The 25,973-nt window shown below is 75.5% G+C and carries 23 protein-coding genes; 11 read left to right on the forward strand and 12 right to left on the reverse strand.

Features of this window, described 5'->3' with window-relative positions; all coding sequences use genetic code 11:
- Nucleotides 1–24 precede the first annotated feature (24 nt).
- Together ACFU9E_RS10920 and ACFU9E_RS10925 are read right to left on the reverse strand one after the other, a co-directional pair.
- The gene (locus tag ACFU9E_RS10920; RefSeq protein WP_380685070.1) at nucleotides 25–1,698 is read right to left on the reverse strand and encodes a serine/threonine-protein kinase; all 1,674 of its coding nucleotides are present in this window, start codon (nucleotides 1,696–1,698) and stop codon (nucleotides 25–27) included.
- Between the two features lie 7 nt (nucleotides 1,699–1,705).
- Nucleotides 1,706–2,503, reverse strand: coding sequence for a serine/threonine protein kinase (locus ACFU9E_RS10925; RefSeq protein WP_380685071.1), 798 nt, complete (start codon nucleotides 2,501–2,503; stop codon nucleotides 1,706–1,708).
- A 316-nt stretch (nucleotides 2,504–2,819) separates the two neighbouring features.
- Here ACFU9E_RS10925 and ACFU9E_RS10930 point away from each other — a divergent pair, with 316 nt between their 5' ends.
- The 3 genes from ACFU9E_RS10930 (at nucleotide 2,820) to ACFU9E_RS10940 (ending at nucleotide 6,165) form a co-directional block, all read left to right on the forward strand.
- Entirely contained in the window at nucleotides 2,820–3,239 is a 420-nt protein-coding gene (locus tag ACFU9E_RS10930) for a hypothetical protein (RefSeq protein WP_380685072.1), read from the forward strand.
- Between the two features lie 378 nt (nucleotides 3,240–3,617).
- Complete coding sequence (locus ACFU9E_RS10935; RefSeq protein ID WP_380685073.1) at nucleotides 3,618–4,736, forward strand: polysaccharide deacetylase family protein; 1,119 nt, start codon at nucleotides 3,618–3,620, stop codon at nucleotides 4,734–4,736.
- Between the two features lie 265 nt (nucleotides 4,737–5,001).
- Nucleotides 5,002–6,165, forward strand: a complete 1,164-nt coding sequence (locus tag ACFU9E_RS10940; RefSeq protein WP_380685074.1) for a GNAT family N-acetyltransferase — start codon at nucleotides 5,002–5,004, stop codon at nucleotides 6,163–6,165.
- Between the two features lie 13 nt (nucleotides 6,166–6,178).
- On the opposite strand, the gene ACFU9E_RS10945 is transcribed toward ACFU9E_RS10940, so the two are convergent.
- From ACFU9E_RS10945 to ACFU9E_RS10955, 3 genes are all read right to left on the reverse strand, one after another.
- The gene (locus tag ACFU9E_RS10945; RefSeq protein ID WP_380685075.1) at nucleotides 6,179–7,312 is read right to left on the reverse strand and encodes an aminotransferase class I/II-fold pyridoxal phosphate-dependent enzyme; all 1,134 of its coding nucleotides are present in this window, start codon (nucleotides 7,310–7,312) and stop codon (nucleotides 6,179–6,181) included.
- A gap of 94 nt (nucleotides 7,313–7,406) precedes the next feature.
- Nucleotides 7,407–8,057 carry a transcriptional regulator gene (locus tag ACFU9E_RS10950; RefSeq protein WP_380685076.1) on the reverse strand — a complete coding sequence of 217 codons (651 nt, stop codon included), beginning with the start codon at nucleotides 8,055–8,057 and terminating at the stop codon, nucleotides 7,407–7,409.
- 113 nt (nucleotides 8,058–8,170) lie between these two features.
- Nucleotides 8,171–9,838 carry a cytochrome D1 domain-containing protein gene (locus ACFU9E_RS10955; protein WP_380714910.1) on the reverse strand — a complete coding sequence of 556 codons (1,668 nt, stop codon included), beginning with the start codon at nucleotides 9,836–9,838 and terminating at the stop codon, nucleotides 8,171–8,173.
- A gap of 317 nt (nucleotides 9,839–10,155) precedes the next feature.
- On the opposite strand from ACFU9E_RS10955, the gene ACFU9E_RS10960 reads away from it, so the two are divergent.
- Nucleotides 10,156–11,055: a PaaX family transcriptional regulator C-terminal domain-containing protein gene (locus ACFU9E_RS10960; protein ID WP_380690362.1), complete on the forward strand. Its 900-nt coding sequence runs from the start codon at nucleotides 10,156–10,158 to the stop codon at nucleotides 11,053–11,055.
- Between the two features lie 111 nt (nucleotides 11,056–11,166).
- Here ACFU9E_RS10960 and ACFU9E_RS10965 read toward each other — a convergent pair whose 3' ends face one another.
- The 3 genes from ACFU9E_RS10965 to ACFU9E_RS10975 form a co-directional block, all read right to left on the reverse strand.
- Complete coding sequence (locus ACFU9E_RS10965; protein ID WP_355367787.1) at nucleotides 11,167–11,943, reverse strand: SAM-dependent methyltransferase; 777 nt, start codon at nucleotides 11,941–11,943, stop codon at nucleotides 11,167–11,169.
- Nucleotides 11,944–12,155: 212 nt separating this feature from the next.
- A complete protein-coding gene (locus tag ACFU9E_RS10970; protein ID WP_380688302.1) occupies nucleotides 12,156–12,593 on the reverse strand; it encodes a hypothetical protein in 438 nt (145 codons plus the stop codon).
- On the reverse strand, nucleotides 12,593–14,344 hold the full coding sequence (locus tag ACFU9E_RS10975) for a hypothetical protein (protein WP_380688304.1): 1,752 nt from the start codon (nucleotides 14,342–14,344) through the stop codon (nucleotides 12,593–12,595). The genes ACFU9E_RS10970 and ACFU9E_RS10975 overlap by 1 nt, the downstream gene beginning before the upstream one ends.
- 338 nt (nucleotides 14,345–14,682) lie before the next feature.
- Here ACFU9E_RS10975 and ACFU9E_RS10980 point away from each other — a divergent pair, with 338 nt between their 5' ends.
- The 5 genes from ACFU9E_RS10980 (at nucleotide 14,683) to ACFU9E_RS11000 (ending at nucleotide 19,592) form a co-directional block, all read left to right on the forward strand.
- Nucleotides 14,683–15,162: an RrF2 family transcriptional regulator gene (locus tag ACFU9E_RS10980; RefSeq protein ID WP_380688307.1), complete on the forward strand. Its 480-nt coding sequence runs from the start codon at nucleotides 14,683–14,685 to the stop codon at nucleotides 15,160–15,162.
- A gap of 167 nt (nucleotides 15,163–15,329) precedes the next feature.
- The gene (locus tag ACFU9E_RS10985; protein ID WP_380714912.1) at nucleotides 15,330–16,544 is read left to right on the forward strand and encodes a globin domain-containing protein; all 1,215 of its coding nucleotides are present in this window, start codon (nucleotides 15,330–15,332) and stop codon (nucleotides 16,542–16,544) included.
- A gap of 173 nt (nucleotides 16,545–16,717) precedes the next feature.
- Nucleotides 16,718–17,467, forward strand: a complete 750-nt coding sequence (locus ACFU9E_RS10990) for a (Fe-S)-binding protein (RefSeq protein WP_380687232.1) — start codon at nucleotides 16,718–16,720, stop codon at nucleotides 17,465–17,467.
- Entirely contained in the window at nucleotides 17,464–18,921 is a 1,458-nt protein-coding gene (locus ACFU9E_RS10995) for a lactate utilization protein B (protein WP_380687230.1), read from the forward strand. The genes ACFU9E_RS10990 and ACFU9E_RS10995 overlap by 4 nt, the downstream gene beginning before the upstream one ends.
- Nucleotides 18,918–19,592: a lactate utilization protein C gene (locus tag ACFU9E_RS11000; RefSeq protein ID WP_380687228.1), complete on the forward strand. Its 675-nt coding sequence runs from the start codon at nucleotides 18,918–18,920 to the stop codon at nucleotides 19,590–19,592. Before ACFU9E_RS10995 ends, ACFU9E_RS11000 begins: the two co-directional genes overlap by 4 nt.
- 143 nt (nucleotides 19,593–19,735) lie before the next feature.
- Here the strand turns inward: ACFU9E_RS11000 and ddaH are convergent, their stop codons facing one another.
- Nucleotides 19,736–20,563 carry a dimethylargininase gene (gene ddaH / locus ACFU9E_RS11005; protein WP_380687226.1) on the reverse strand — a complete coding sequence of 276 codons (828 nt, stop codon included), beginning with the start codon at nucleotides 20,561–20,563 and terminating at the stop codon, nucleotides 19,736–19,738.
- A 310-nt stretch (nucleotides 20,564–20,873) separates the two neighbouring features.
- Here ddaH and ACFU9E_RS11010 point away from each other — a divergent pair, with 310 nt between their 5' ends.
- Nucleotides 20,874–21,656 carry an SGNH/GDSL hydrolase family protein gene (locus tag ACFU9E_RS11010; protein WP_380687224.1) on the forward strand — a complete coding sequence of 261 codons (783 nt, stop codon included), beginning with the start codon at nucleotides 20,874–20,876 and terminating at the stop codon, nucleotides 21,654–21,656.
- A gap of 7 nt (nucleotides 21,657–21,663) precedes the next feature.
- On the opposite strand, the gene ACFU9E_RS11015 is transcribed toward ACFU9E_RS11010, so the two are convergent.
- Nucleotides 21,664–22,065, reverse strand: coding sequence for a DUF2809 domain-containing protein (locus tag ACFU9E_RS11015; RefSeq protein WP_380687222.1), 402 nt, complete (start codon nucleotides 22,063–22,065; stop codon nucleotides 21,664–21,666).
- A gap of 209 nt (nucleotides 22,066–22,274) precedes the next feature.
- Between ACFU9E_RS11015 and ACFU9E_RS11020 the strand changes: the two genes are divergently transcribed.
- Nucleotides 22,275–23,729, forward strand: a complete 1,455-nt coding sequence (locus tag ACFU9E_RS11020; RefSeq protein ID WP_380687220.1) for a DUF2252 domain-containing protein — start codon at nucleotides 22,275–22,277, stop codon at nucleotides 23,727–23,729.
- A 48-nt stretch (nucleotides 23,730–23,777) separates the two neighbouring features.
- Here the strand turns inward: ACFU9E_RS11020 and ACFU9E_RS11025 are convergent, their stop codons facing one another.
- Nucleotides 23,778–25,370, reverse strand: coding sequence for an MFS transporter (locus ACFU9E_RS11025; RefSeq protein ID WP_380714914.1), 1,593 nt, complete (start codon nucleotides 25,368–25,370; stop codon nucleotides 23,778–23,780).
- Nucleotides 25,367–25,930: a helix-turn-helix domain-containing protein gene (locus tag ACFU9E_RS11030; RefSeq protein WP_380689490.1), complete on the reverse strand. Its 564-nt coding sequence runs from the start codon at nucleotides 25,928–25,930 to the stop codon at nucleotides 25,367–25,369. The genes ACFU9E_RS11025 and ACFU9E_RS11030 overlap by 4 nt, the downstream gene beginning before the upstream one ends.
- Nucleotides 25,931–25,973 lie beyond the last annotated feature (43 nt).

Below are 25,973 nucleotides of genomic sequence, written 5' to 3' on the forward strand. Positions count from 1 at the left end.
GGGAGGCCGCGGATGTGGCCGACCTCATGACCCGGCCACCGTAGTCCCGCCGTACTCCGCGAGGTAGGCGAGGACCTTGCCGACGTGCGGTTTCACCCGATCGGGTACACCGCCGGCGTCGGCGACCGTCTTGTCGCTCGTCCGGTAGCCGGCCGTCACCAGGGCGGGCAGCTCGGCGGCGGGATAGCCGCGCTGCTTGAAGCGCTGGGCGAGCCAGCAGACGTAGCCGCCCATCGCGGCGATGGCGTCGTCGGGGTCCAGGTAGTCCTTGACGCCGTCGTGGTCGGCGTCCTGCGCCCAGGCGTTGAAGACCGAGGGCGTCCACATCGCCACGCCGTACTCCCCGGTCTCGGGGCGGGCGGCGGCCGGGTCGAAGCCGGACTCCGCCTTGATCATCGCGGCCAGCAGCACCGGGGTGACCTCGGCCTCGGGGCAGCGGCGGGCCGCGTCGTCGATCGGCGTGCGCAGCGCGACGGGGACGTCGGCGCCCGGCGGGATCGCACCCGGCCGAACCGGACCGCGCACCGGCGGCGGCGCCCCGGACGCCACCGCCGACGCGGACGACGCGGACGGCTCGGCCGGCTCCGGCGCGCCGGTGAGCGCCAGCAGGGCGGCGGCCCCGGCGAGCAGCGCCGTCGCGCTCACGGCGGTGCGGCGGCGCCGCGGCCGCACCGGCGCCCCACCCGCGAGCGGCGCGTCCTCGTCGAGCGCCACGGCGAGCAGCGCCGCGAGGTCGACCTCGGCGCGCCGCCGCCGGTCGGCCGTCAGGCAGGCGGCGACCAGCGGCCGCCACCGCTCCGGCAGCGCGGCGTCCAGCCGCAACGGGGCGCTGCCGCGCGCGTAGGCCAGGGCGGCGAGCGAGCGGGCCCGGGCGGTGGCGCCGAGGAACGGGTGCAGGCCGCCGGTCAGCAGCTGGTGGGCGAGGACGCCGAAGGCCCACAGATCGGCGCTCGGACGCAGGGCCACGCCGTGCGCGCCGGTCCGCTGGGACCACCACTCCGGCGGCACGTGGTCGGGCGAGCCGAGCGGCGGGGCGTAGGCGTGGGTGCCGTCCAGTTCGGCGGTCAGTCCGAAGTCGGCGAGCTTGGCGGTGCCGTCGGGCATCAGCAGGACGTTGGCGGGCTTGAGGTCGCCGTGCACCCAGCCGGCGGTGTGCATGTGGCGCAGGCCGGCGGCGACCTCGGCGAGGATCCGGCCGGCGTCCGGGACGGGGGCCGGCGGCCGCGTCCCGGCCAGGACGTCCTGGAGGCTGCCCGCGGCGCGCTCCATCACCAGGGCGAGCGCGCCGTCCAGTGCGGGATGGGCCGGGTCGGCGAGGGTGACCACGGCGAGGGTGCGGATCAGGTGGGGGTGGTCGGCGCGCCGACTGAACCGCATTTCACTGTGGGCGAGTTGACGCATGGTGTCGCGCTGGCCGGGGCTGAGCCGGCCGGGGTGGAGGAACTTGACGGCCGCCTCGCACGGACCACCCCCGGACGGGCCGCCGGACCCGCCGCCGCACGTCTCGCCGAAGCCGGCACCGGACCCGCCGTCGGATCCCGCCCCCTCGCGGCGGGCGGCGTAGACGCTTCCCCAGCCGCCCGCCCCGATCCGCTCGCCCACCCGGTACCCCGCGACGACACAGCCGGGCGGCACCGCGAACCCCGCCCCGTCCTCCGGGGGTTCGGGCGGGGCCGGCGACGCGGTGCTCGCTGCCACCGCGGGGTCACCCGCCGCGCCGGGGCGGGAGCAGCACCAGGTGCTCCTCCCGCACGAGGTCGAACCGCAGGGCCAGCGCGACGAGTTCCTCCCGCTTGCCGCCCGGGTCGCCCCCTTCCACCGGGTCGCGGAGCCGGAGCTTGCTGCCGACCAGGTAGTCGATGTGGTAGTTGACGGCCGAGCGGCTGAGGTCGCGGCAGGCCGGCAGGTCGCGCAGCCGCGCCACCACGTCGGTGGCACCGGGCACGGCCGCCGCGGAGGGCGAGCGCAGCCGCGGCTCGCAGAGCGCGAGCAGGACGAGGAAGTACTTCGCGGTCGGGTCCAGGGCGAACGGGCTGACCGTGCGTTCACCGTCCGGAACGGCCGACTCGCCGCTCAGGTAGGCGTGCTGGGGGGCGAAGACCTTGAACGCCGCCGGTTCGCCGTGGGCGGGCAGCAGGATCCGGGAGATCTCGAACGGGACGGGCGCGCCCAGCCGCCCGGGCGCGACCTTGACGTGCTCGCCCGCGCCTTCGAGGTTCTCCACGACGTAGGTGGCGGTGGCGCTGAAGTTGGAGAGCCGCCAGTAGTCCTCGGCGGCGGTGATCTCGCCGGCCCGGCGCGACACACCCGGGTCGGGGATCGGCACGGCGGGCGGGCGGCCGGGCTCGCCGCGCCCGAACGCGGCCGTGTCACCCGGCCCGAGGTGCAGCAGGGCCGGACGGCTGGGCGGGGCGCCGCGGGGCGGCCGCGACAGGCGGGCGAAGCGACGGTCGGCCGGGGCCGGCGGGCGGGCGTCGGGCAACTGCACGATGACCGTGGTCATCCGGGTCACCTCCGGGGGTCGGCCCGATCGTAGCCGTCCGAACCATCCGGCAGCGCCGGCCCAACCCGGACGAGTGAACGAGGAGCCGCCAGGAGCGAGTTGCTCCCTGGCGCACCGTCAATTCGACTACCGGCACCCGCACCGTCACGTCGGTCGGTCGACACCTCAGGGTCATCCGCACGTCACCGGCGCGATCGCTCTCAGTAGTTGAGCGATCACCATCAGTGTGATGCAGCGCACACGGGGAACCTTAAGGATTTGTGCAAGACTCATCCCACAGAGCGAGATTCCCTTTCATTCCAAGGAGGTTGACATCATGCGCGCTCGGATTGCAGCTCTCATGGCGGCGGCGGCAGGGATCACCGCGGTCACGGTCCTTCCGGCCGCGGCCGCGACGACCACCCCCGGGGCCACGGCCCCGACGGGTGGCGTCGCGTGCACGACGGTGCTGAACCAGCCGTGCGTCTGGCACGAGGCCGACGGTGCGGGCGTCGTCGGCGTCGCCCAGGTCTCCGCCGACCTCGGCCAGTTGACGATCGTCAAGGTCGAGGTGCGCACCCAGCGCGCCTGGGGAAGCCCGTGGGTGACCGCCGCTTCGGCGACCACCTACGCCCAGGGCTTCGCGAAGGCCGTGACGCCCCGCGTGGTCACCTCGGACCTCAAGATAGTCTGCGCCACCGCGGGCCCCGCCCAGGACGTGGCGCAGCAGGTGACCACCTGTACCAACCCGTTCTGACGCCCCGTCCGATGACAGGGGTCTGACGGGCCGGGGCCTCGCGCGCCCCGGCCCGGGCCGGCCGCCGGGCCCGCACCCGGTGGCCGGCGCCGTCCCCCCAGGAAGCATCCGCCACCGCTCCCACCAGCAATCACTCAGGATGCTCACAGCCGTCGCTCAGTTCACGGGCCGTCGGCAAATGCGCCAACCACCCGTCGAAACCCGTCCACGGTGCGCAACCCGGTTCGGAGCATGGGTTTTTGCACTATCTTGGGATTTCGTGGAGCGGGGCGGGCCGCCCACCCGACAGGCGTGCGCCGAACGGCCGGGCCTTGCGGTGCAGCGTGCTCCACCCCCGCCGACGCACCATCGCACGGGGAGGAAGGGGGGAGCGCGTCCATGCCCGAAGGAACCGCGCATTCGACCGGGGCCGCCGAAGGCCCGAGCACCGCGACGGCCACCGGAACCACCACGGCCACGACCACGACGACCGCCACCACGACCACCGGCCCGACCACGACCACCGGCCCGACCACGACCGCCGTCACCCGCACGAAGGGCACCGCTCCGACGGACGCCGCCCCACCGCGCGCGCGGCTCGCCGGCCGGCGGGCCACCGTCGACGCCGTCCTGCGCCACTCACCGCTCCAGCCGCTCTTCCGGCTCGCCGCCACCCGCCGGCTGGCCGTGCTCGCCTACCACGGGGTGGACGACCCCCGGGTGTTCGCGCTCCAGATGGAGCGCCTGGTCCGCCACGCCCGCCCGGTCTCGCTCGCCGCCGTCGAGCAGGCGGCGCACGGCGGCCGGCCGCTGCCGCACCGCAGCGTGCTGGTGACCTTCGACGACGGCGACCGCACGGTGCTCACCGAGGGCCTGCCGGTGCTGGCCCGGCTCGACATTCCCGCCGCGGCCTTCGTGGTCACCGACCTCATCGGCGGCGACCAGCCGTTCTGGTGGCGCGAGGCCGCCTTCCTCGCCGAACACGGCGGCACCGCCCGCGCGCTGGCCGACTGCCCGCCGAGCGGCGCGGTCCGCCGGATGAAGACCCTCGCCGACCCGGAGCGCCGCGCCGCGCTGGCCGAACTCCGGGAGAGCGCCGGGGTCCGCGCACCGCGGCAGGAACAGCTCACCCCGGCCGACCTGCTGACGCTCGCCCGCGGCGGCGTCGCGATCGGCAACCACACCGCCGGCCACCCCTGCCTCGACCGGTGCGAGGACGACACCGTCGGGGCCGAGGTGACCGGCGCGCACCGGGCGCTCACCGGCTGGCTCGGCGGCGAGGCGCCCACCGCCTTCGCCTACCCCAACGGCAACCTCGACCCGCGCGCCGAGACCCTGCTGAACCGCCTCGGCTACCGGCTCGGCTTCCTCTTCGACCACCGCCACGACCGGCTGCTCCCGCCGAACCCACTGCGGATCAGCCGGCTGCGGGTCAACTCCACCACCGGCCGGGACCGCTTCGACACCATCCTCTCCGGGCTCCACCCGGCCGTGCACCGCCTGCGCGGCGGCACCTGACGGGCCGCTCCGGCGGGGGCCGCGCCGCCGCCCGCTCCCCCGCCCGGACGGCCGGCGCGGGGACCGCTTGCCCGGATCCCCGCCGCCCGGGGGTCGGGATCCGGGAGAATACCGACCGGCCCGTGGCCGGCCGCCGGCCGGCGGGCACACCGGGAACGGACGAGCCTGGGGGGCAGCACACATGGGAACAGCGCATCCGGGACCGACACCTCAGCGCCCGGCCGGTCGGACGGCATCCGTCGCCGCGCCCGCCGGTGCGCGCGCGGTGCCGGTCCGGTACCGGTCGGCCGCCCTGCCGGCGGACGTGGTCGACGGCTGGCGCGAGCTGGTGGCGGGCCGCGCGGGCGGGCCGGGCGGCTCCTGGTTCAGCACGCCCGAGTGGACGCTGGCCTGGTGGGAGACGCTGGGGGCCGCCGAGAGCGGTTCGCGTTCCGGTACCGGCGGCGAGGTCGTGGTGTGGCGGGACGGGCACGGCCGGGTCGACGCCGTCGTCCCGCTGCTGCGCACCGCCCAGCGCCTCCACCCGCGCGCGCCGCTGCCCGTCCCCTGCCTGACCGTACTGGGCTCGGGGCCGGGCGCCGCCGACCACTGCGGCTTCGCCGTCGCCCCGCACCGCCGCGCCGAGGTCGCCGACTGGCTGGCCCGGCGCGGACGGCGGGCCACCCTGCTGCTCGCCGACCTCGACCCGGACCAGGCCGGTCTGCTGCCGCCCGGCGCGGTGGAGATCGGCCGCACCCCGTGCCCGCGCGCCGATCTCACGGCCGGACCGGACGCGCTCGGCTCGCGGCAGTTCCGCGCCAACCTGCGCCGCTACGGCCGCAAACTGGCCGCCGAGGGCATCACCTTCCGCTGGGTGCCGCCCGCCCTGGCGCTCTCCGAACTCCCGGAGCGCCTCGAACTGCTGCGCACCGCCGTCCGGTTGCACCGGCTGCGCCGGGCCGCGCTCGGCCGGCCGACCACCTTCGACGAGGCCCGCGCCCCGCTGCACCTGCGGGTGATCGAGCGGGCCGCCGACACCCACCGCGGCGAGGGCCCGGCGTTCCTGGTCGCGGAGCGGGCGGGCGAGGTGGTCGGCGTGCTCTACGGCTTCCAGTGGCGCGACACCTTCGCCTACTACCAGATCGGCTGGGACGTGGCCTGGGCCCCGCTGCGGCTCGGCACGGCGGTGATCGCCGAGGCGATCCGGGCCGCCGCCGGGCAGGGGCTCACCACCTTCGACTTCCTGCGCGGCACCGAGCCGTACAAGTACCGCTTCGACGCGGTGGACCGCGAGGACGTCTCCTGGCTGGTGCCGCACGGCGTGCCGGGGGCACTGCTCGGGCTCAAGTACCGGGCCAAGGCCGCCCGCCGGGCCCCGGCCGAGGCTGGGCGGGCCGCGACGACGGGGACGGCGGCCGAGGCGCCGGCGGCCGTCCCCGCCCGGGACTGACGGCGGGGTCTCGTCAGCGGCGGGCCTCCAGCCAGGAGGCGAAGGCCTCCAGGGCGGGCGCCGGATCCCGCCGGCCGACGCCGATCCGGAACCGGTCGGCGGGCGTCGCGGTCAGCTCCGAACGGAACACGGAGGCCGGCAGCAGCAGGACGCCGGCCTCCTCGACCAGCCCCCGGCAGAACGACTCGACACCGTCCGCGCCGAGGTAGCGCGGGTAGGCGACGCAGCCGCCGTCCGGGGCGCGCCACTCGAAGAGGTCGGCGAAGCGGGCGAAGAACGCGTCGAAGAGCGGCAGGTTGGCCGCGATCAGCGCCCGGTTGCGGGCCAGGATCGGCTCCCGGGCCTTGATCGCGATCCGCGCCAGGATCTCGCTGGGGGCGGCGTTGCAGATCGTGGTGTAGTGCTTGGCGCGCTCCAGCCGGCCGCGCAACTCCCGGTCGCGGCAGACGATCCAGCCGATCCGCAGCCCGGGCAGGCCGAGCGACTTGGAGGTCACGTCGAGCGAGAGGGCGCGTTCGGAGAGGTCCGCGGCCCGCGGCAGGGCTCGGGCCGGGTCGCGCTCCAGGCCGCGGTAGACCTCGTCGCTGAACAGGTGGATGCCGCGCTCGTCGCAGAGTTCGGCCAGCCGGACGAAGTCGGCGGCCCCGATCACCTTCCCGGTGGGGTTGTTGGGGAAGTTGACGGAGACGACGCGGGTGTTGGGACGCAGCGCGGCGGTGAGCTCGTCGAGGTCGAGCGCCCAGTCGCGGCCGGGGTCGAGCGCGACGCCGGTGACCTCGCAGAGCGAGAGTGGCACGGTTTCGGCGGACTGGTAGTTGGGGGTCACGACGACGGCGTGGTCGTCCGGGCCGAGCAGTACCTGCATGGCCAGGTTGAGCCCCTCCTGGGCGCCACCGAAGCAGATCACGTCCTCGGGGCCGGCCAGGTCGTACATGCCGGCGATCGCCTCGCGCAGGGCCGGGTCGCCGAAGGTCTCGGTGTAGCCGAGGGCGAGGGTCTCCCAGGCCTGCCGGTCCTCGGCGTCCGCCAGGTCGAGCAGTTCGGACATCGCCATGGTCTGCGCGTCGGAGGCGGTGAGGTGGTGGCGGGCGGTGAACTCCCAGCGGGAGAAGTACGTCTCCAGCCGGAAGTCGGGGAGCCTGGTCATGGGGGTTCTCGTTCCTCGGTGCGATGGGTTCGTGCTGCCGCGTGCGGCGTTCCGCGTTCGTCGCTCTCGCAGCGGCGGGGTCAGTCCGACGGGGTCAGTCCGACGGCTGCGCGGCCCCGGGCGCGCCGCGCAGTTCGGCGAGCAGGGTGTAGACGGTGGAGCGGGAGACCTTGAGCGCCGTCGCGACGGCCGGGACGGCGCGGCGCACGGCGAGCACCCCGGCCCGGTCGAGTTCGCGGAGCACGGCGAGCCGGTCCTCGCGGCCCAGCCGCTCCGGGGGCCGCCCGTGGGCGCGGACGTAGCCACCGATCACGTCGTTCATCCGTTCGGTCCAGTCCTGCTCGAAGAGCGGTTCCGGGCGGGGGGCGGTCGGCGCGGCGAAGGCGGCGAGCAGTTCGGCCGCGTGTTCCAGCGGCCCTCGGTCGAGGTTGACGCACAGGACGGCGGCGGGCCGACCGTCCTCGTCCCGGAGCACGGCGCTGACCGAGGAGAGCCGCCGGCCGTCGGGGAGCAGCTTCGGGTAGGGGCCGTAGACGTCGGGGGCGGCCTGGTCGAGCCCGTCGAGTTCGCCGAGCAGGGAGGGGTCGCCCGGCCCGCGGTCGCCCATCGGGTTCCAGATGGCGAGCACCTCGTCACGGACGGCGTCGTGCAGCACCACCTCGGCGTAGGGGCCGAGCAGCAGGGCGACGGCCTGACAGACGGGAGCCCAGGTGCGCAGGCGCGGGTCGGGGGTCTCGATGGTCACTTCTGGACTGTACGTCCAGAGTGGACGTTTCGTCCAGGCGGTGGCACGGGACGGGCCCGCCCCCGGGATCGTTCATCCCGGGGACGGGCCCGTCCGACCCTGCCGGTTCCGGCTCAGTCGCAGGTGATCGCCAGCAGCGCGACCTTGCAGGTGCGGCTCGCCGCGTCGTTGGCGGCCACCGGGTCGACCGGCGCACCGGCCGTCCGGGCGGTGGTGACGGTGAACGTCCGGCCGAGGTTGAGGAGTTGGCTCACCTGGAGGGTGAGGTGGCGGGTGGCGCTCGCACCGGCGGCCAGCGGGGCGGTGAGCGCGCAGGTCAGGTGGCCGGCGGCGACCCCGCAGTCGGTGCTGCTCGCGGCGAGCCCGGTGGGCAGGGCCGCCCCGACGGTCGCGGCCGTTACCGCGCCGGGGCCCTGGTTGGTGACGGTGAGGGTGTAGTCGACCCGGCCGCCGAGCAGATTGGCCACCGGGCTGGCGGCGAGCGAAACAGCGAGGTCGGCGGCGGGCGCCTGGTAGCCGAACCGGTCGGCGGCCGAGACGGCGCTGGTGCCGCCGGGCGTGGTGACCCGCACGTCGACCGTCCCGGCGGTGGCCGAGGCCGGGGCCGTGGCGGTGCAGGAGGTCGCGGTGCAGGAGAAGGACGCGGCGTCGCCCGCGGCGCCGAAGTTCACGGCGGTCGCGCCGGCCAGGTCGGTGCCGGTGACGGTGACGACCGTGCCGCCGGCCTGCGGGCCGCTCGCCGGGCTGACGCCGGTGACCGCCGGCACCGGCAGCGGGAAGCCGAGGACGCTCACGGCGGCGCCGTCGAAGTCGGCGAGGTAGCCGTGCCGACTGTCGGGGGTGACCGCCAGGGTGAACGGGCTCGCGCCGACCGGGACGGTGGCGGCGACGGTGCCGCTCGCGGCGTCGAGCACGCTGAGCGTGCTGTCGGCGTAGTTGCTCGCGTAGACGGAGCGGCCGTCGGGGGCGGCGGCGACCGCGTACGGGTTGGCGCCGACCTGGACGGTGGCGGTCACCGCCCGGGTGGCGGTGTCCAGCACGCTGACGGTGGAGTCGCCGCCGTTGCCGGTCCACAGCCGGGAGCCGTCGGCGGCCAGGGCGAGGCCGAAGACGCCGTGGCCGACCGGTATCGAGGCGCTCACGGTGGCGGTGGCGGTGTCGATCACGTCGACCCGCTGCGCGCCGGAGGCGGCGACGTACACGTGCCCGCCGTCCGGGGCGACGGCCACCCCGTGCGGCTCGGCGCCGACCGGGACGGTGGCGGCCACCGTGTTGGTCGCGGTGTCGAGCACGCTGACCGTGCCGGCGGCGGCGTTGGTGACGTAGGCGCGGGAGCCGTCGGGGGCGAGCGCCACGCCGAAGGCTCCGGCGCCGGCCGGGACGGTGGCGGCCACCGTGTTGGTCGCGGTGTCGACCACGCTGACGGTGCCGGTGAGGTGGTGGGTGAGGTAGGCGTGTCCGCCGTCGGGCGCGAGGGCGACCGCGTAGGAGCCGGTACCGGCGGTGAAGGTGCCGGTGACCGCGCCGGTGGCGGTGGACAGCACGGTCACCGTGCCGCTGCTCTGACTGGTTACATAGGCGTGCCCGCCGTCCGGCGCGAGGGCGACGCCCGCCGGGTAGGGGGCGACGGTGACGGTCGCGGCCACCACGGGCGGCGGCGCGGCGGTGGCGCCCGCGGGGGCGGCCGTGGCGGTGGCGGGTTGGGAGAGCAGGGCGGCCGTGGCCGCGCCGGCGGCGGCCACGGCCGTCCAGAATCGGCGCGGTGCGGGGCGTGTGGTCAACGGGATCTCCAGACTCCTCGGCGGAACGGGCGGTACGCGGTCGCCCTCGGCGACCCGGGGGGGACCGCCCGGATCGCCCGAAGCGTAGAAGCCCGACTGACGAAGCGTCAGGAGATGACTGGGATTGTCACCAACCGTTCAATTCCGCTCAGTTGGTCCCTGTTCGAACCGTCGGCGCCCCACCGGGCCCGGCGCCGCGGCGGCCGGCTTTGACTATCACATTTGAAACGATCGTCCTATGGTCGATAGTTCGGAGCGTACTAAACTCGTCCGTAGGCAGCGGAACCGCGACACGGCGGACGAGAGGAGCGGCAGCGATGACCGAGGAAGGACGGGTCGAGGTCCCCACCCGCACCCTGGTCGAGGGCATGGTCCGGACGGACGGCACCGTCGACGCCGGCGAGCTGTACGAGGTCGCGGGCGAGCTGGGCATGACCGACCAGCAGGTGCGCCTGTGCATCAAGCGGATGGCCGCCGACGACCTGCTCGTCCAGGAGGGGCGCGGCCGGCGCGCCGTGCTGCGGGAGACCGAGCACGCCCGGCGGTCCGCGGAACCCGAGGTCGGGTTCGTCCGCCACATGTACGCCCAGGACGCCGGACTCGCCCCCTGGGACGGCCGCTGGCACCTCGTCGCCTTCGCGGTCCCCGAATCCGCCCGCGCCGCACGGGACGCGCTGCGGGAGACGCTGGTCCGGCACGGCGGCGCCGCCGTCCAGGGTGGGCTCTACGTCAGCGCCAACGACTGGGCGCCCCACGTCGAGGCCGAGGCCGCCCGCCTCGGCGTCGCCGACTGCGTCACCCTGCTCACCAGCACCGACCTGCGGATCGCCGGCGACGAGGACCCGCTCACCCTCGCACGCCGGCTCTGGCCGCTCGACGACCTCGCCGAGGGCCACCGCCGGCTGGCCGCCCTCGCCGCCGACCGCCTCACCCGGCTGACCGCCACGGCCCCGGAGAGCGCGCCGACCTGGGTCGAGCACCTCGCGATCGCCCTCGAACTGGCCGCCGAGTTCACGCGCGCCACCACCCCCGATCCGCTACTCCCGCCCGAGCTCCTCCCCCGCCCCTGGCCCGGCACCGAGGCGCGCGCCCTCACCGCCGACTGCTGGCGCCTGCTGCGCCGCGCGGGCCAGGACGCTCCCGATCCCGGGCCCCGGTTCTTCCAGCGCTACGACGCGGTCATGGCCGAGATCACCGGCGAGGCGCGGACGGCCTGACGCGACGACCGGTGGGCGGACCACCGGGGGTCGCAGAACGCCCGACGGCGCTGCCGGGTGGGCGGCGGCGCCGTCGGGCGGGCGGTGGCCGGGACGTCCCGGCCGGGCGGATCAGCGCTTGACGGCCACACCGCCGTACATCGCGATGTTCTGGTCCCGGACCGGTGCGGCGCCCGGCTCCGGGTGCCAGTGGTGGACCAGCGTGACGCCCGGCTCCAGCAGTTCGTAGCCCTCGAAGAAGGCGAGCGTCTCGGCCCGGTCGCGGATCTGCAGCGGGATGCCCCGGGTGTTGTACTCGCGGCCCACCCCGCCGACGCCGACCGGGTCGGTATCGCCCGTGAACACGCTCAACGCCAGGAAGCTGCCCGGCGCCAGACGGTCCATCAGACGGCGGACGATGCCCTGCGGGTCGTCCTCGTCCAGCACGAAGTGCACGATCGCGATCAGCGAGAGCGCCACCGGCTGCGTGAGGTCGAGCACCTCGCGCAGTCGCGGCGAGTCCAGGATCGCGTCGACGTCCCGCAGATCGGCGTCCAGGTAGGCGGTGCGGCCCTCGGGGCGGCTGGACATCAGGGCCCGGGCGTGGGTCAGCACGATCGGGTCGTTGTCGACGTACACCACCCGCGACTCCGGCGCCACCGCCTGGGCGATCTCGTGCACGTTCGGCGAGGTGGGAATGCCCGCGCCGATGTCCAGGAACTGCCGCACGCCGTGCTGTTCGGCGAGCCGGCGGACCACCCGTTCCATGAAGCTGCGGGTGCTGCGCATCGAGGTCGGCAGGGCCGGCCAGGCCTTCACGGAGGCGTGCGCGGCGGCCCGGTCCGGCTCGAAGTTGGTCTTGCCGCCGATGAGGTAGTCGTACACCCGCGCCGAGTGCGGCACGTCCATCCGCAGATCGACCCCCGTCCAGCCGTCCTCGCCAGGCCCTCCCGACCGCTCTCCCGACACCCAGTCAGCACGCGACATGTGCCGCCCCTCCCGATCTCCCCGTTGACGTTCCATCCGTGCCACGTCCGCGTTTCGCCCCCGTCAACTCCGCTGGCGGAACGCCTTCGTGCGCATGGTAACCGTAACCCGGGACATCACGGCCCGTCGGGGCCTCAGCTCTGCCCGAACAGCGCCGCGAAGGCTGCCTCCAGACCGCTCACCGCCGCGGCGAGCACCGCGACCGCGCGCAGCGCGTCGGCCACCGTGCGGACCCGGCGGCGCAGCGGGCCCTCGCGGGGCTCGTCGAGGGCCGCCTCGTCGAGGATGCCGGCGAGCGCGGCGTCGGCGTCCTCGGCGTCCTCCTCGGACACCGCGCCCGGCTGTTCGGCGCGCAGCCGGGCGAGCGCGGTCCGCAGCGCCCCGGCCGCCGTCCGCAGCCCCTCGGGGCCGGGTGGAACCGCCGCTCCGGCGGCGCCGTCGCCGATCGACACGGTCGCGCCCCGGCCGCCGGCCACGGGGCCGTGCACGGTGGAGCCGACCACCTGGACGCCGCCGTCGTTCCAGTTGCCGCCGGCCGGCGGGCCGGCCTGGCCGGGAGGCTGATCAGCCATCACTTCCCCTTCCCTTTGCTCATGTCGACGTTCGCGCCGGCGCCGCCCGCGACCGGGCCGTGCACGGTGGAGTTGACCACCTGGACGCCGCCGTTGTTGACGTTGGTGATGCCCTGGGCCTGTTCCTCGAACGCCGCGCTGTCGTAGCCGCGTGCCCGCAGTTCGTCGCCGACCGCGCTGAACACCCGCTGGGTGACGGTGTTCAGGAAGCGCTGCACGTCGTGCGACTGGAAGATGTTCTGGTACTCGCCGCCGGCGCCGAGCTCGCGCACGCTCAGCCGGGGCGCGTAGTCGACCGCGTAGCCGGCGCGGGTGAGGTAGCGGTAGCGGCGGCGCAGCCGGGCGGCCCGGCCGCGCGAGGCCCGGACCTCCCCCAGCTGGCCGAGGGCGATCCCGATGTCACCGCCGAGACGGCGGGCGGCCCAGCCGAGCGCGTTCGCGGCGTGGGCCGCTGCGGAGCGCTGCCCGAGCAGGTCGACCACGTGGTACGCCTGCGCGACCGGCTCCAGCACATAGGGCAGCCACTCCAGGTAGAGCAGTCCGCCGCGGGTGCTGGCGCGGACCAGCACGGTGATCACCACTTCCTCCTGCCAGGAGCCGACCCGGATCGCCAGGTAGTGGCGCAGCCGTTCGTGGCCGGTGCGGCTGAGCAGGTCCGCCCAGGCGGGTTCGAGCAGCACCGCGTCGCCGGCGTGGCCGGACATCGCGCCGAGCCAGCCCGCCGGGTCGTCGCCGCGCAGGCTGGGCCGGAACACCCGGTCGGTGACGGAGAGTCCGCGCAGCGGGTCCTCGGGATAGCGCGGGTCCTCGGCCAGGGCGCGCACCCGCTGGGCGATCGTGCGGTAGAGCACGGTGGCGTCGATCGGTTCGGGCGCCCGCCCCCGGGCGGCGCGTTCGGCGGAGGGACGCAGCTCGAAGGTCATCCGCCAGGTGCGACCGGCCCGGCCGAGGCCGACCAGCGGGGCCTGCCGGCGGTAGAGCAGTTCGGGTCCGCTCTGCTGTTCGCGCAGCCGTTCGTACAGCAGGGCAGCCCGGACGCCGTTCGGCTCCGGGGCCGGGACGGCGGCGCCGCCGGGGTCGGCGAACGCGGCCAGCCGGCGCCTGATCCGGTAGCGCAGGACGGCGGCGGTCAGCCAGAGCAGCAGCAGTTCGACGAACGCGTACCCGGCGCCGCCGAGCAGGTCCGGGTCGACGTCGTCCAGCCGGTCCCGCAGGCCGAGGCCCAGGGCGACCGCCGGCAGGACCGCGAGGACGAGCAGCCGACCGATCCAGGTGGTGAGGGTGGCGCCGGGGCCGGTGCGGCGCGGGGCGCGCGGGGCGATCACCAGCCGCTCCACCTCCAGGCCGAGCCGGTGGTCCATCCGGTGCGTGCCGAGGCCGCCGACCAGGCCGAGCAGCAGGACCAGCAGCAGGGTGACGGTACCGGCCGCGACGCCGAACAGCGGGACGCCGAGGACGAGCAGGAGCAGGCAGACGGCGCCGGTCCAGGCCTCCCAGCGGCGAGCGGTGAGGGCCTCGTGCAGCACCCGGACCAGATCGGTGCCGGGCGAGGGGGCGGGGATGCGGAAGGACTGCTCGACCAGTTCCTCGATCAGCTCCGCGCGGAAGCGCCGGTCCAGCCAGGCGGCGGCGCACAGGTAGCGGGTGGCGTCGCCGGGGACGGGGCCGGCCTGGTGGAGCAGGTTCTCGGGCGTCGCCGGTACGGCGGGCGGGGCGGTCGCGGGCGCGGCGGCCACGGCGGCGGCGGGCACGGTGGGCGGAGGAATCGGCCGGACCGTCGCGTCCTGCGGCAGGGGCCGGACCGGCCCGAGCGGGATCGACGCGGACGGCGGGTACCCCGGCGGCGGGCTGGACGGACGCGGTGGTGGAGTCGGCGGTGGTCCCTGTGGCGGAGGTGGCGGTGGGGTGCCACTGTCCATGATGTCCCCATTCCCCAGGCCTTGTTCCGGCGAACGAGCTCGGCCAGTAAAGCAGTTGACCCTCCCTGCGGACAGCCTCCGGACCGCGACCGTGGGTAACGGTTCGGCTCCGCCGGGTGGTGCGTGCAAGAAATTGGAGTTCTGGATTCGCATTCGATAGCTTTTCGAACGTGAGGCTGACCAAGAGCACCGACATCGCCCTCCGCATCGCCATGCGGCTGGCCGTCCTCGACGAGGAGGCCAACCCGACCACCCGCGAGGTGGCCGAGGCGGTCGGCGTGCCGTACACCCACGCCGCCAAGGTGGTCAGCCGGCTGCAGCACCTGGGCGTGGTGACGGCGCGGCGCGGTCGTGGCGGGGGCCTGTCCCTCACCACCGCCGGTCGTACCGGTTCGCTCGGACTGCTGCTGCGCGAACTGGAAGGGGTGGGTGACGTGGTCGGCTGCGAGGACGATCCACCGTGCCCGCTGCGGTCGTCCTGTCGGCTGCGCGGGGCACTGCGCACCGCGCAGGCAGCGTTCTACGCCACCCTCGACCCGCTCTCGATCGGCGATCTGGTGTCCACGCCGGCCGGGCCCGTCCTGCTCGACCTCACCCTGAGACCGGGTCTCGCCCCGAGACCCGAACCCGTCGCCGGCCCCACCGGCTGACGCGTTCCGGCACACCCCGACGCACCACCCGCGGTACCGCACCGTCCGCAGGACCGCACCACCCCACCGCACGGCCCCACCGTCGCACCACGTCACCTCCCCACGCCGGTCCGCGCTTCCGCACGGCCGAAAATACGATTCTCAGATTCCAGTTTGGAGTGCATTCGATGCTGTCCGCCAAGTCCGCCGAGGTCGTCGAAGCCACCCTGCCCGTCGTGGGCGGTGCGATCGGCGACATCACGCCGCTCTTCTACGAGAAGATGTTCGCCGCCCACCCGGAGCTGCTGCGCGACCTCTTCAACCGTGGCAACCAGGCCAACGGCAGCCAGCGGCAGGCGCTCGCGGGCTCGATAGCCGCCTTCGCGACCGCGCTGATCGCCGCGCCGGACAGCCGCCCGGACGCGCTGCTCGCCCGCATCGCCCACAAGCACGTCTCGGTCGGCATCACCAACGACCAGTACCGGATCGTCCACGAGCACCTGTTCGCCGCCATCGTCGAGGTGCTCGGCGAGGCCGTCACCCCCGAGGTCGCGGCCGCCTGGGACGAGGTCTACTGGCTGATGGCCAACGCGCTCATCGCCATCGAGGACCGCCTGCGCGAGGAGTCCGCCGCCGCCCAGGGCCTCGACCCGGCCGACCTGTGGCGCCCCTACACCGTGGTGGCCCGCCACCAGGAGACCGAGGACGTCACCACCTACCTGGTCCGCCCGGCCGACGGCAAGCCGCTGCCGCCGGCCGCGCCCGGCCAGTACGTCTCGGTGCGCGCCGAACTCCCGGACGGCGCCCACCAGATCCGCCAGTACAGCCTCTCCGGCGCCCCGGACGGCGTGCTCCAGTTCAGCGTGAAGCGCGCCACCGCCGAGGCCGCGGGCGGCCCCGACGGCGAGGTCTCCAACCACCTGCACGAGACCCTGCGCGCCGGCGACGTCCTCGACATCGCCCCGCCGTTCGGCGACGTCGCCCTCGCCGACGGCGACGGCCCGGTGCTGCTCGCCTCGGCCGGCATCGGCAACACCCCGATGACCGCGATGCTGGCCAGGCTCGCCGCCACCGGCTCGACCCGCCGGGTCGTCACCGTGCACGGCGACCGCGACCAGCTGTCGCACGCGTTCCGCGCCGACCTCGCCCAGCTGACCGCCAAGCTGCCGAACGCCACCGCCCACGTCTTCTACGAGCAGCCGCTCGGCGACTGGCCGGCCGACCGCACCGGCCTGGTGGACCTGGCCTCGGTCGAGGTCCCGGCGGACACCACCGCCTACCTCTGCGGCCCGCTGCCCTTCCTGCGCGCCGTCCGCGGCCAGCTCCTCACGGCCGGCGTCCCGGCGGCGGACATCCACTACGAGGTGTTCGGCCCGGACCTCTGGCTCGGCCAGGACGCCTGACCCCCGGTGGGCCCGCCACCCCGGCGGGCCCACCGGCACCGCGCCGCCCCGGCCCCCGTCCGGGGCGGCGCGCCCGGCGTGGTGCCCCGCCGCCCGGGCCGACAGCTCGGTACGATCACCGGCAGGTCCGCCCGGACCGGCACCGGCAGAGCCCCACCCGTACGGGAGGACCGTTGCGCGTCGCGTTGTTCGCCACCTGCGTCAACGACGCGCTGCTGCCCTCCACCGCGATCGCGACCGTCCGGCTGCTGGAACGCCTCGGCGTCGAGGTCGACTTCCCGCCCGCGCAGAGCTGCTGCGGCCAGCCGCAGTACAACAGCGGCTACGTCAGGGCCTGCGAACCACTGGTCCGCCGCACCGTGCGGGCCTTCGCCGGGTACGACCACGTGGTGGCGCCCTCCGGCTCCTGCGTGGCCATGGTGCGCGACGCCCACCCGCGGATCGCCGCCCGCGCCGGCGGCGCACTCGCCGCGGACGTCGCCGAGCTGACGCCCCGGGTGCACGAGCTGACCGAGTTCCTCACCGACGTGCTGGGCGTCGAGGACGTCGGCGCGTGGTTCCCGCACACCGTGACCTACCACCCCTCCTGCCACGGCCTGCGGCTGCTCGGCCTCGGCGACCGCCCGCTGCGGCTGCTGCGCGCCGTCCGGGCCCTGGAGCTGGTCGAGCTGCCCGGCGCCGAGGAGTGCTGCGGCTTCGGCGGCACCTTCGCCGTGAAGAACCCGGCGGTCTCGGCCGCGATGGCCGCCGACAAGACCGCCAACGCCCTGGCCACCGGCGCCGAGGTGCTGTGCGGCGGCGACAACTCCTGTCTGCTGCACCTCGGCGGCACCCTGGCCCGGCAGGGCGCGCGGCTGCGCCCGCTGCACCTCGCCGAGATCCTCGCCAGCACCGAGGCCGACCCCTGGCGGGCGGCGTCGTGAGCGGAACCTTCCTCGGCATGCCCGGCTTCCCGCCGGGCGTCTCCCCGCAGGTCACCTTCCCGCAGGCGGCCGAGCGGGCCGTGCGGGACGAACGGCTGCGCGGCAACCTGCGGCACGCCACCCGGACCATCCGGGAGAAGCGGGCCCGCGCCGTCGCCGAACTCGCCGACTGGGCCGAGCTGCGGGCCGCCGCCAAGGCCGTCAAGGACCGCACCCTGCGCGAACTCGACCGGCACCTGGTCCGGCTGGAGGAGAAGGTGACCGCCGCGGGCGGCACCGTGCACTGGGCCGCCGACGCCGCCGAGGCCAACCGGATCGTCACCGCCCTGGTCCGGGCGGCCGGTGCCCGTGAGGTGGTCAAGGTCAAGTCCATGGCCACCCAGGAGATCGGGCTCAACGAGGCACTGGCCGAGGCCGGAATCCGCGCCTACGAGACCGATCTCGCCGAGCTGATCGTCCAGTTGGGCGACGACCGGCCCTCACACCTGCTGGTCCCGGCGATCCACCGCAACCGCGGCGAGATCCGGGAGGTGTTCGCCCGGCGGATGGCCGACTGGGGCCGGCCGGCCCCCGACGGGCTCACCGACGCGCCCGCCGAACTCGCCGAGGCCGCCCGGCTGCACCTGCGGGAGAAGTTCCTGCGGGCCGAGGTCGCCGTCTCCGGCGCCAACTTCATGATCGCCGAGACCGGCACCCTGGTGGTCGTCGAGTCGGAGGGCAACGGGCGGATGTGCCTGACCCTGCCGCGCACCCTGATCTCGGTGGTCGGCATCGAGAAGGTCCTGCCCACCTGGCAGGACCTGGAGATCTTCCTGCAGGTGCTGCCCCGCTCCAGCACCGCCGAGCGGATGAACCCCTACACCTCGCTCTGGACCGGCACCCACGCCGACGGCCCGGACGGCGACGGGCCCGAGGAGTTCCATCTCGTCCTGCTCGACAACGGGCGCACCGACGCGCTCGCCGACGAGGTCGGCCGCCAGACACTGCGCTGTATCCGCTGCTCGGCCTGCCTCAACGTCTGCCCGGTCTACGAGCGGGCCGGCGGACACGCCTACGGCTCGGTCTACCCGGGGCCGATCGGCGCCGTTCTCACCCCCCAACTGCGCGGCACCCGTGATCCGTTGGACGCCTCCCTGCCGTTCGCCTCGTCACTCTGCGGGGCCTGCTACGAGGTCTGCCCGGTGGCCATCGACATCCCCGAGGTCCTGGTCCACCTGCGCGAACGGGTCGCCGGGCAGCGCGGCCACCGGCTGGAGCGCGCCGCCATGGCCGCCGCCACCTACGTACTCGACCGCCCCGCCCTGCTGCGGGCCGCCGAGCGGGCCGCCGCCCGCACCCGCCGGCTCCACCCGCACCGGCTCCCCGGCCCCGGCCGGGCCTGGACCGACACCCGCGAGCTGCCGGCCGTCCCGCCCGAACCGTTCCGCGACTGGTGGCGGAGGAACCGGACATGAGCACCCATCAGCCCCCGGGCGCCGGCTCGCGCGCCCTGATGCTCGCCCGGATCCGCGCCGCGGTGCGCGCCGGTACGCCGGAGCAGGCGCCCGTGCCGCGCGACTACCTGCGCAGCCACGTCCCCACCGACGACCCCGACGCGCTGCTCGACCTGCTGCAGCACCACCTCGCCGACTACCGCGCCCTGGTCCACCGCTGCACCCCCGACCGGCTGCCGCTGCTGCTCGCCGCCCTCTTCGAGGCGCGCGGCACCCGCACCGTGGCCGTCCCGCCCGGCCTGCCGCCCGCCTGGCTCGCCGTCACCCGCGCCCGCCCGCTCCCGGACGACGGCCCGGACGGCCCGCTGACCGCCGCCCGGCTGGACACGGTCGACAGCGTGCTCACCGGCTGCGCCCTGGCGATCGCCGAGACCGGCACCCTGGTGCTGGACGCCGGCCCGGCCCAGGGACGCCGGCTGCTCACGCTCGTCCCCGACCACCACGTCTGCGTGGTCCTGGCCCCCGAGCAGGTGGTCGCCTCCGTCCCGCTGGCCCTCCCCCGCCTCGACCCCACCCGCCCGCAGACCTGGATCTCCGGCCCCTCGGCCACCAGCGACATCGAACTCAGCCGCGTCGAGGGCGTGCACGGCCCCCGCACCCTGGAAGTCGTCCTGGTGACGGACGGCGGCTGACCGTCAGAACGCGCTCGGCGCCCGTCCGGCCCCGGCGACCGCCGCCACCGGGTCGGCCCTCTCCCGCAGGACCTCGCGCCCGTCCGGGGCCCGCACACCGTTCGTCGCCGACCGGCCACCGTACGGGCCCCGGCGGGCCGGCGTCAGGACGGGCGGAGCTCCAGGGTGCAGCACTTGGGGCCGCCGCCGCCCTTGAAGAGCTCGGAGAGGTCGACCGGCACCGGCTCGAAGCCGGCCTCGGCCACCCGGGCGGCCAGGGCCTTCGCCGCCTCGGGGAGCAGCACCCGGCGGCCGTCGGAGACCGCGTTCAGGCCGAAGGCCTCGGCGTCCTCCCGCTCGGCCAGGACGGCGTCCGGGTAGAGACTGCGCAGCAGCGCCTGGCTGTCCGGGGTGAACGCCGCCGGGTAGTACATGATCTGGTCGTCGGCGAGCACGGCCAGCGCGGTGTCCAGGTGGTAGAAGCGCGGGTCCACCAGCTCCAGGCCGAGCACCTGCCGGCCGAACACCTCCCGCACCTCGGCGTGCGCGGCCGGGTCGGTGCGGAAGCCCGAGCCCGCCAGCACCCGGCGGCCGACCAGCAGGTGGTCCCCCTCGCCCTCGTTGACGTACCCCGCCTGGCGCACCTCGCGGTAGCCGCCGGCCCGGAACCAGGACGCGTGGGCGGCCGACTCGGCGGCGCGCTGCGGGTGCCGGAAGGTCGCGACCAGCACCCGGCCGTCGACCACGGTCGCACCGTTGGCCGTGTAGACCATGTCCGGCAGGCCGGGCACCGGGTCGATCAGCTCCACGGTGTGGCCGAGTTCCTCGTACAGCGCGCGCAGCCGCTCCCACTGGCGGACGGCGAGCGAGGTGTCGGTCGGCCGCGCGGGGTCCATCCACGGGTTGATGGTGTACTCGACGGTGAAGTACGTCGGACGGCACATGAGATAGCGCCGCGGCTTCGCGGTGCGCTCCGGGAATCGGGTGGGCATGCGGCGACCTCCGCCATCGGGGGCGTGAATCGGAACGGGACTCGGGACGGGACTCGGGGCGCGACCACGGACAGGGGTCGGCGGCGTCCACCGCCGGTGCCCGTCGGCCCAGAGGGCGGCTGCCCCGAACGGACCGTTCGCACACCCGGGCAGGCCGATCCGGCGGCGCAGTCCCCCCGCGCACCCGGCGCGCTGGTCCGCGCGCACCGGGCGCACGAGGGCGCGCACCACGGCACGTGGCCGATCTCACGTACCGCTACCGGCCACCTACGGTGGCGTAGGTCACTTCAGACAGTGAACTATCTCTTTCATGCCGAACCTCCAGGAGACTCTTGACCTCGATTCGTACGTCGCCCTCGGGGACAGCTTCACCGAGGGGCTGAACGACCCCGCCGCCGACGGTGCCTTCGCCGGCTGGGCCGACCGGCTGGCGGCACTGCTCGCCGCGGGCCGGCCGCCGGGCGGATTCAAGTACGCGAACCTCGCGGTGCGCGGCCGGCTGCTGGACCAGATCGTGGCCGAGCAGGTGCCCGAGGTCCGCCGCATCCAGCCGGACCTGGTCACCTTCTGTGCCGGCGGCAACGACATCCTGCGCCCCGGCAGCGACCCCGACGAGGTCGCCGAGCGCTTCGAGGCCGCCGTCGCCCAACTCGCCGACTCGGCGGGCACGGTGCTGATCTGCACCGGCTTCGACACCCGTGGTGTGCCGCTGTTCAAGCACCTGCGCGGCAAGATCGCCACCTACAACGGGCACATGCGGGCGGTCGCCGACCGGCACGGCTGCAAGGTGGCCGACCTCTGGTCGCTGCGGGCCGTCCAGGACCGCCGGGCCTGGAGCGAGGACCGGTTGCACCTGTCCCCCGAGGGCCACCAGCGGGTCGCCCTGCTGGCCGCCCGCTCGCTGGGCCTGCGCACCGAGCAGGACCCGGAGGCCCGGTGGCCGTCCGCCCCGGCGGTCTCCTCCGCCGAGTTGCGCCGGGAGAACCTCCAGTGGGCGCGCGAGTTCCTGCTGCCGTGGGTCGGCCGCCGACTGCGCGGCGAGTCCTCCGGCGACCACGTCGAGGCCAAGCGGCCCGAGCTGATGCCGCTCTGACGATCCATCAGACAATCTGTCGGCGCGCCGCCCTCACGCCCAGGTGCGCGAGGGCGGCCAGGACCGCGCCGGCGAGGTACCAGAGCAGGTCCGGCGGGTTGAAGGTGGAGCCGAGCACCAGCCGGGCGAGGGTGCTGCGCCGGGCGAGGTCGTCGGGCACGCCGGTGAGCTGGAACAGCTCGACGGCCCAGCTCAGCCCGGCGGCCCAGGCCGCCGCCGGCCACGGCCGCAACCGCGGTGCCGGCAGCAGCACCAGGGTGTACAGCAGCACCGTGTAGAGGGCGTCGCCCGCGTACTTGGCGGCGTCCCCGCCGCCCACCGCCCGCACCCCGAGCCCCGCCGCCACCGTCAGCCCGGCCGCCACCACGGCCGCACCACGAACCGCCCACCGCCCCCGAAGATCGTCCACCGTCGAACCCTAACCCGCCCACCAGCACCGGAGATCGTTCACCACCACACCCCGAACCGCCCCGGCAGGCCCGGAACCGTTGCCGCTCCTCCCGCGTCCCTCCCTGCCGAAAGGCCGCGCAGGCGGCCCGGTAGCCTGCTGGCCGGCCCGTACGGGGCCGGGTCCGTGCAGGTCGCGGGCGGGAACGACTCAGAACAGGGCGGGGCGCAGTGACGCAGCTGACCGAGACGGTGATCGGGGCCGGGATACCGGCGGACGGGGTGGGGGCCCAGCGGGGGCCCGGGCGGCGGTTCACCGTCGAGGGTTTCGCGCCGGGCCGGGACGGCGGCGCCCGGGCGCGCGGCAAGGCCCTGCGCTCCGGCAGCCCGCGCGAGCAGCACGCCGCGTTCGCCGCGGCCGCCGACCGGCCGACCGCCGTCGAGGCGATCGAGGCCTCCAACGCGGGCCGCCTCACCGAGCTGGTGCCGATCCGGCTGGGGCGGATGTCCGCCACCCCGTTCGCCTTCCTGCGCGGCTCGGCCGGCCTGATGGCCGCCGACCTCGCCACCACGCCGACCAGCGGCACCGTCGCCCAGCTGTGCGGCGACGCGCACGCCGCCAACTTCGGTCTGTACGGCGACGCCCGCGGCCGGCTGGTGATGGACATCAACGACTTCGACGAGACCGTGCCCGGCCCGTGGGAGTGGGACCTCAAGCGCCTCGCCGCGAGCCTGGTGCTGGCCGGCCGGGAGGTCGGCGCGGACGAGGCGACCGCCCGCCAGGCCGCCTTCGACGCGGCCGGGGCGTACCGCCGCACCATGCGCACGCTGGCCAAGCTGTCGGCGCTGGATGCCTGGAACGCCGTCGCGGACGAGCAGTTGGTCTCCTTCGCCGAGGCCCACGACCTGGCCGAGGTGCTGGACCGGGTGGCGGCCAAGGCGCTGCGCAACACCGGCGCGCGTTTCGCCGCGAAGTCCACCGTCCGCTCGGAGGAGGGCGGTTGGCGGTTCACCGCCGCGCCGCCGGTGCTCAGCGAGGTGGCCGACGGCACGGCCACGGCGGTCGCCACCGCGCTCGGCCCGTACGTGCGCACGGTGCCGGCCGAGCTGCACCCGCTGCTGACCCGGCACCGGGTGCAGGACGTGGCGTTCCGCGTGGTGGGCACCGGCAGCGTCGGCACCCGCTCGTACGTGGTGCTGCTGACCGACCACCGCGAGCAGCCGCTGGTGCTCCAGGTGAAGGAGGCCCGGCCGTCGGTGCTGCTGCCCCACCTGGCCCGGGCCGGGTACCCGGTGACCGCGCCGGACAGCCACGAGGGCCGCCGGGTGGTGCTCGGCCAGAAGCGGATGCAGGTGGTCAGCGACCCGCTGCTCGGCTGGACGACGGTGGACGGCCTCCCCTACCAGGTACGGCAGTTCCGCAACCGCAAGGGCAGCGTGGACCCGGCGGCGCTGCTGCCCGCCCAGCTCGACGACTACGCCCGGATCACCGGCGCCCTGCTCGCCCGCGCGCACGCGCACACCGCCGACCCGGGGGTGATCAGCGGCTACTGCGGCAAGACCGAGGTGCTGGACGAGGCGGTGGCGGCGTTCGCGGTCGCCTACGCGGACCGCACCGAGGCCGACCACGCCGACCTGGTGGCCGCGATCCGGTCGGGCCGGCTCCCGGCCGAGCACGGCATCTGACCGGCGGGGCCGGGCCCGGTGCGTCCGGGCCCGGCCCGCGGGCCTCGCTCAGCCGGACGCCCGGGTCCCCTCGCGTACCGCGTCCGGCGTCTCCGCGGGTCCGCCGGCGCGGGCCGTCTCTTCACGGGCCGCCTCCTCACGGGCCTTCTCCTCGCGCGCCGTCGCCCGGCCGGCCAGCACCGAGGCCAGCACCGCCAGCGCGGCGAGCGCCGCACAGACACCGCTCGCCCACGCGTACGCCGCCCGGTGCCCGCCGCCCCCGGCGGTCGCCCGCAGATAGACGCCGGAGAGCGCCGAGACGCTGACCGCCGCCGCGATCCGCTGCGCCATCTGCAGGATCGCCCCGCTCACCCCGGCCGCCTCGGCCGGCGCGTGCCGCAGCACGAACGCCTGGTTGGGCGCCCCCATCAGCCCGACCGAGGCGCCGCCCAGCAGTTGCAGCAGCGCGAGCAGCCAGGGCAGCCAGCCGGCCGGCGCCCGCAGCGCGACCAGACCGCCGACCAGCATCACCAGCGCCGAGCCGGTCATGCCCGCCGTGACGGTCCGCCGGCCGAAGCGCTGCACCACCCGCCAGGCGAACGCCGAGGCGAAGCCCATCGCGACCGCTGAGGGCAGCGCCACCAGGGCCGCGCCGAGCGGCGACAGGCCGAGCCCGTCCTGCAGGAACATGGTCAGCACCAGCCCGGCCGCCAGCGAGGAGCCGAACTGGGCCATCGCCACCGCCGTCCCCAGCGCGTACGGCGCCGAGCGGGTCAGCGCGGGGTGGATCAGCGGTTGGCCGCCGGACCGGGCGAAGCGGCGCTGCCACCGGGCCAGCGCGGCCAGCAGCAGGACCGCGGCGGCGGCGAAGCCGAGCCAGCCCGCCCAGCCGGGCGGCTGGACGAACGGCAGCATCAGCGCCAGGGTCAGCGCGCCGACCAGCAGCAGCCCGACCAGGTCGAGGTCGGCGCCGCGGGTGCTGGGGCGCGGGCGCGGCAGGTGCCGGGCCGCCAGCACCACGGTGGCGAGTCCGAACGGGACGTTGAGCAGGAAGCTCAGCCGCCAGCCGTGCTCCGGCCCGACGGCGGCGAGCACCGCTCCACCGATCGGCGGGCCCAGGGCGAAGGCGAGGCCGCCGGTGACCGCGTACATCCCGAGCGCCCTGGCCCGCAGCTGGCCGCGGAAGACGTCCTGGATGGTGCCGATCATCTGGGAGTTCACCAGTCCGGCGCCGGCGCCCTGGAGCAGCCGGGAGGCGACCAGCACCCAGGGCTCGGTGGCGGTCGCGGAGACCAGGCTGACCAGGGTGAACAGGGCGAGGCCGCCGACGAAGAACCACTTGCGGCCACGTACGTCGCCGAGCCGCCCACCGGGGATCAGGGCCAGGCCGAAGGCGAGCGAGTAGCCGGCCACGATCCACTGCAGGTGGGCGGGCTGGGCGTGCAGCGACTCGCGCAGCGCGGGGATCGAGGTGTTGAGCACCGACTGGTCGATGAGGGTGGTGAAACCGCCGGCGACGCAGACCAGCAGGACCCGCCGCCCGGCCGCGTCGAACTTCTCCTTGGCCGACGGCGGCCCGGGTATCGCGGCGGTCCCGCTCGCGCCCGGCCCGCTCTCGCCGCGCCCGCTCGCGTCCAGGCCGCCCGCGTCCCGCCCGCTCATGGCTCGACCACCACCAGCGCGTAGCGGGCGCCGTCCGGGCCGGGGCAGCGGAAGCGGGTGGTCTCGGGGACGAAGCGCAGGCAGTCGCCGGCCTCCAGCAGTTCCTCCGCGCCGTCGACGGTGAGCGCCAAGCGGCCCTCCAGCAGCCAGAGGTGGTGCTCCCGGCCGGTGTCACAGGGCTTGTCGTAGGCGATGTCGCCGCCGGCCGGGAGCCGTCCCTCGATCACCTCGGCCCGCAGCGAGCCGTGCGGCGGCGAGACGGAGCGCCGGACGAACCCGGTCGCCTCGTCCCGCCAGACCCGCTGGTCGGCCGCCCGCACCAGCCGCGCGGGCGCCGCCTCCACCTCGGCGAGCAGCCGGGACATGCTCCGCCCGTACACGGCGCAGAGCCGCCCGAGCAGCGCCGCCGTCGGGCTCACCTCGGCCCGTTCCACCCGCGAGAGCGTCGAGCGGCTGACGTCCGCGCGCCGCGCCAACCCCTCCAGCGTCCATCCGCGTTCGACCCGCAACTCGGCGAGCCGCTCCGCCAGCCGCTCGTCGGCGGCCGTGTCGATTCCCATATCCGTGATGCTATCCCGAATCCGGGAATGGCCCGGCCGGTCC

Origin of the sequence: Kitasatospora sp. NPDC057595 (assembly GCF_042800875.1) — a bacterium.
Taxonomy (GTDB): Bacteria; Actinomycetota; Actinomycetes; order Streptomycetales; family Streptomycetaceae; genus Kitasatospora.

Coding starts and splice junctions, on each gene's coding strand:
- ACFU9E_RS10925 (WP_380685071.1), bottom strand. CDS start 2,503: ATGACCACGGTCATCGTGCAGTTGCCCGACGCCCGCCCGCCGGCCCCG.
- ACFU9E_RS10930 (WP_380685072.1), top strand. CDS start 2,820: ATGCGCGCTCGGATTGCAGCTCTCATGGCGGCGGCGGCAGGGATCACC.
- ACFU9E_RS10935 (WP_380685073.1), top strand. CDS start 3,618: ATGCCCGAAGGAACCGCGCATTCGACCGGGGCCGCCGAAGGCCCGAGC.
- ACFU9E_RS10945 (WP_380685075.1), bottom strand. CDS start 7,312: ATGACCAGGCTCCCCGACTTCCGGCTGGAGACGTACTTCTCCCGCTGG.
- ACFU9E_RS10960 (WP_380690362.1), top strand. CDS start 10,156: ATGACCGAGGAAGGACGGGTCGAGGTCCCCACCCGCACCCTGGTCGAG.
- ACFU9E_RS10965 (WP_355367787.1), bottom strand. CDS start 11,943: ATGGACGTGCCGCACTCGGCGCGGGTGTACGACTACCTCATCGGCGGC.
- ACFU9E_RS10970 (WP_380688302.1), bottom strand. CDS start 12,593: ATGGCTGATCAGCCTCCCGGCCAGGCCGGCCCGCCGGCCGGCGGCAAC.
- ACFU9E_RS10985 (WP_380714912.1), top strand. CDS start 15,330: ATGCTGTCCGCCAAGTCCGCCGAGGTCGTCGAAGCCACCCTGCCCGTC.
- ACFU9E_RS11000 (WP_380687228.1), top strand. CDS start 18,918: ATGAGCACCCATCAGCCCCCGGGCGCCGGCTCGCGCGCCCTGATGCTC.
- ddaH (WP_380687226.1), bottom strand. CDS start 20,563: ATGCCCACCCGATTCCCGGAGCGCACCGCGAAGCCGCGGCGCTATCTC.
- ACFU9E_RS11010 (WP_380687224.1), top strand. CDS start 20,874: ATGCCGAACCTCCAGGAGACTCTTGACCTCGATTCGTACGTCGCCCTC.
- ACFU9E_RS11025 (WP_380714914.1), bottom strand. CDS start 25,370: ATGAGCGGGCGGGACGCGGGCGGCCTGGACGCGAGCGGGCGCGGCGAG.
- ACFU9E_RS11030 (WP_380689490.1), bottom strand. CDS start 25,930: ATGGGAATCGACACGGCCGCCGACGAGCGGCTGGCGGAGCGGCTCGCC.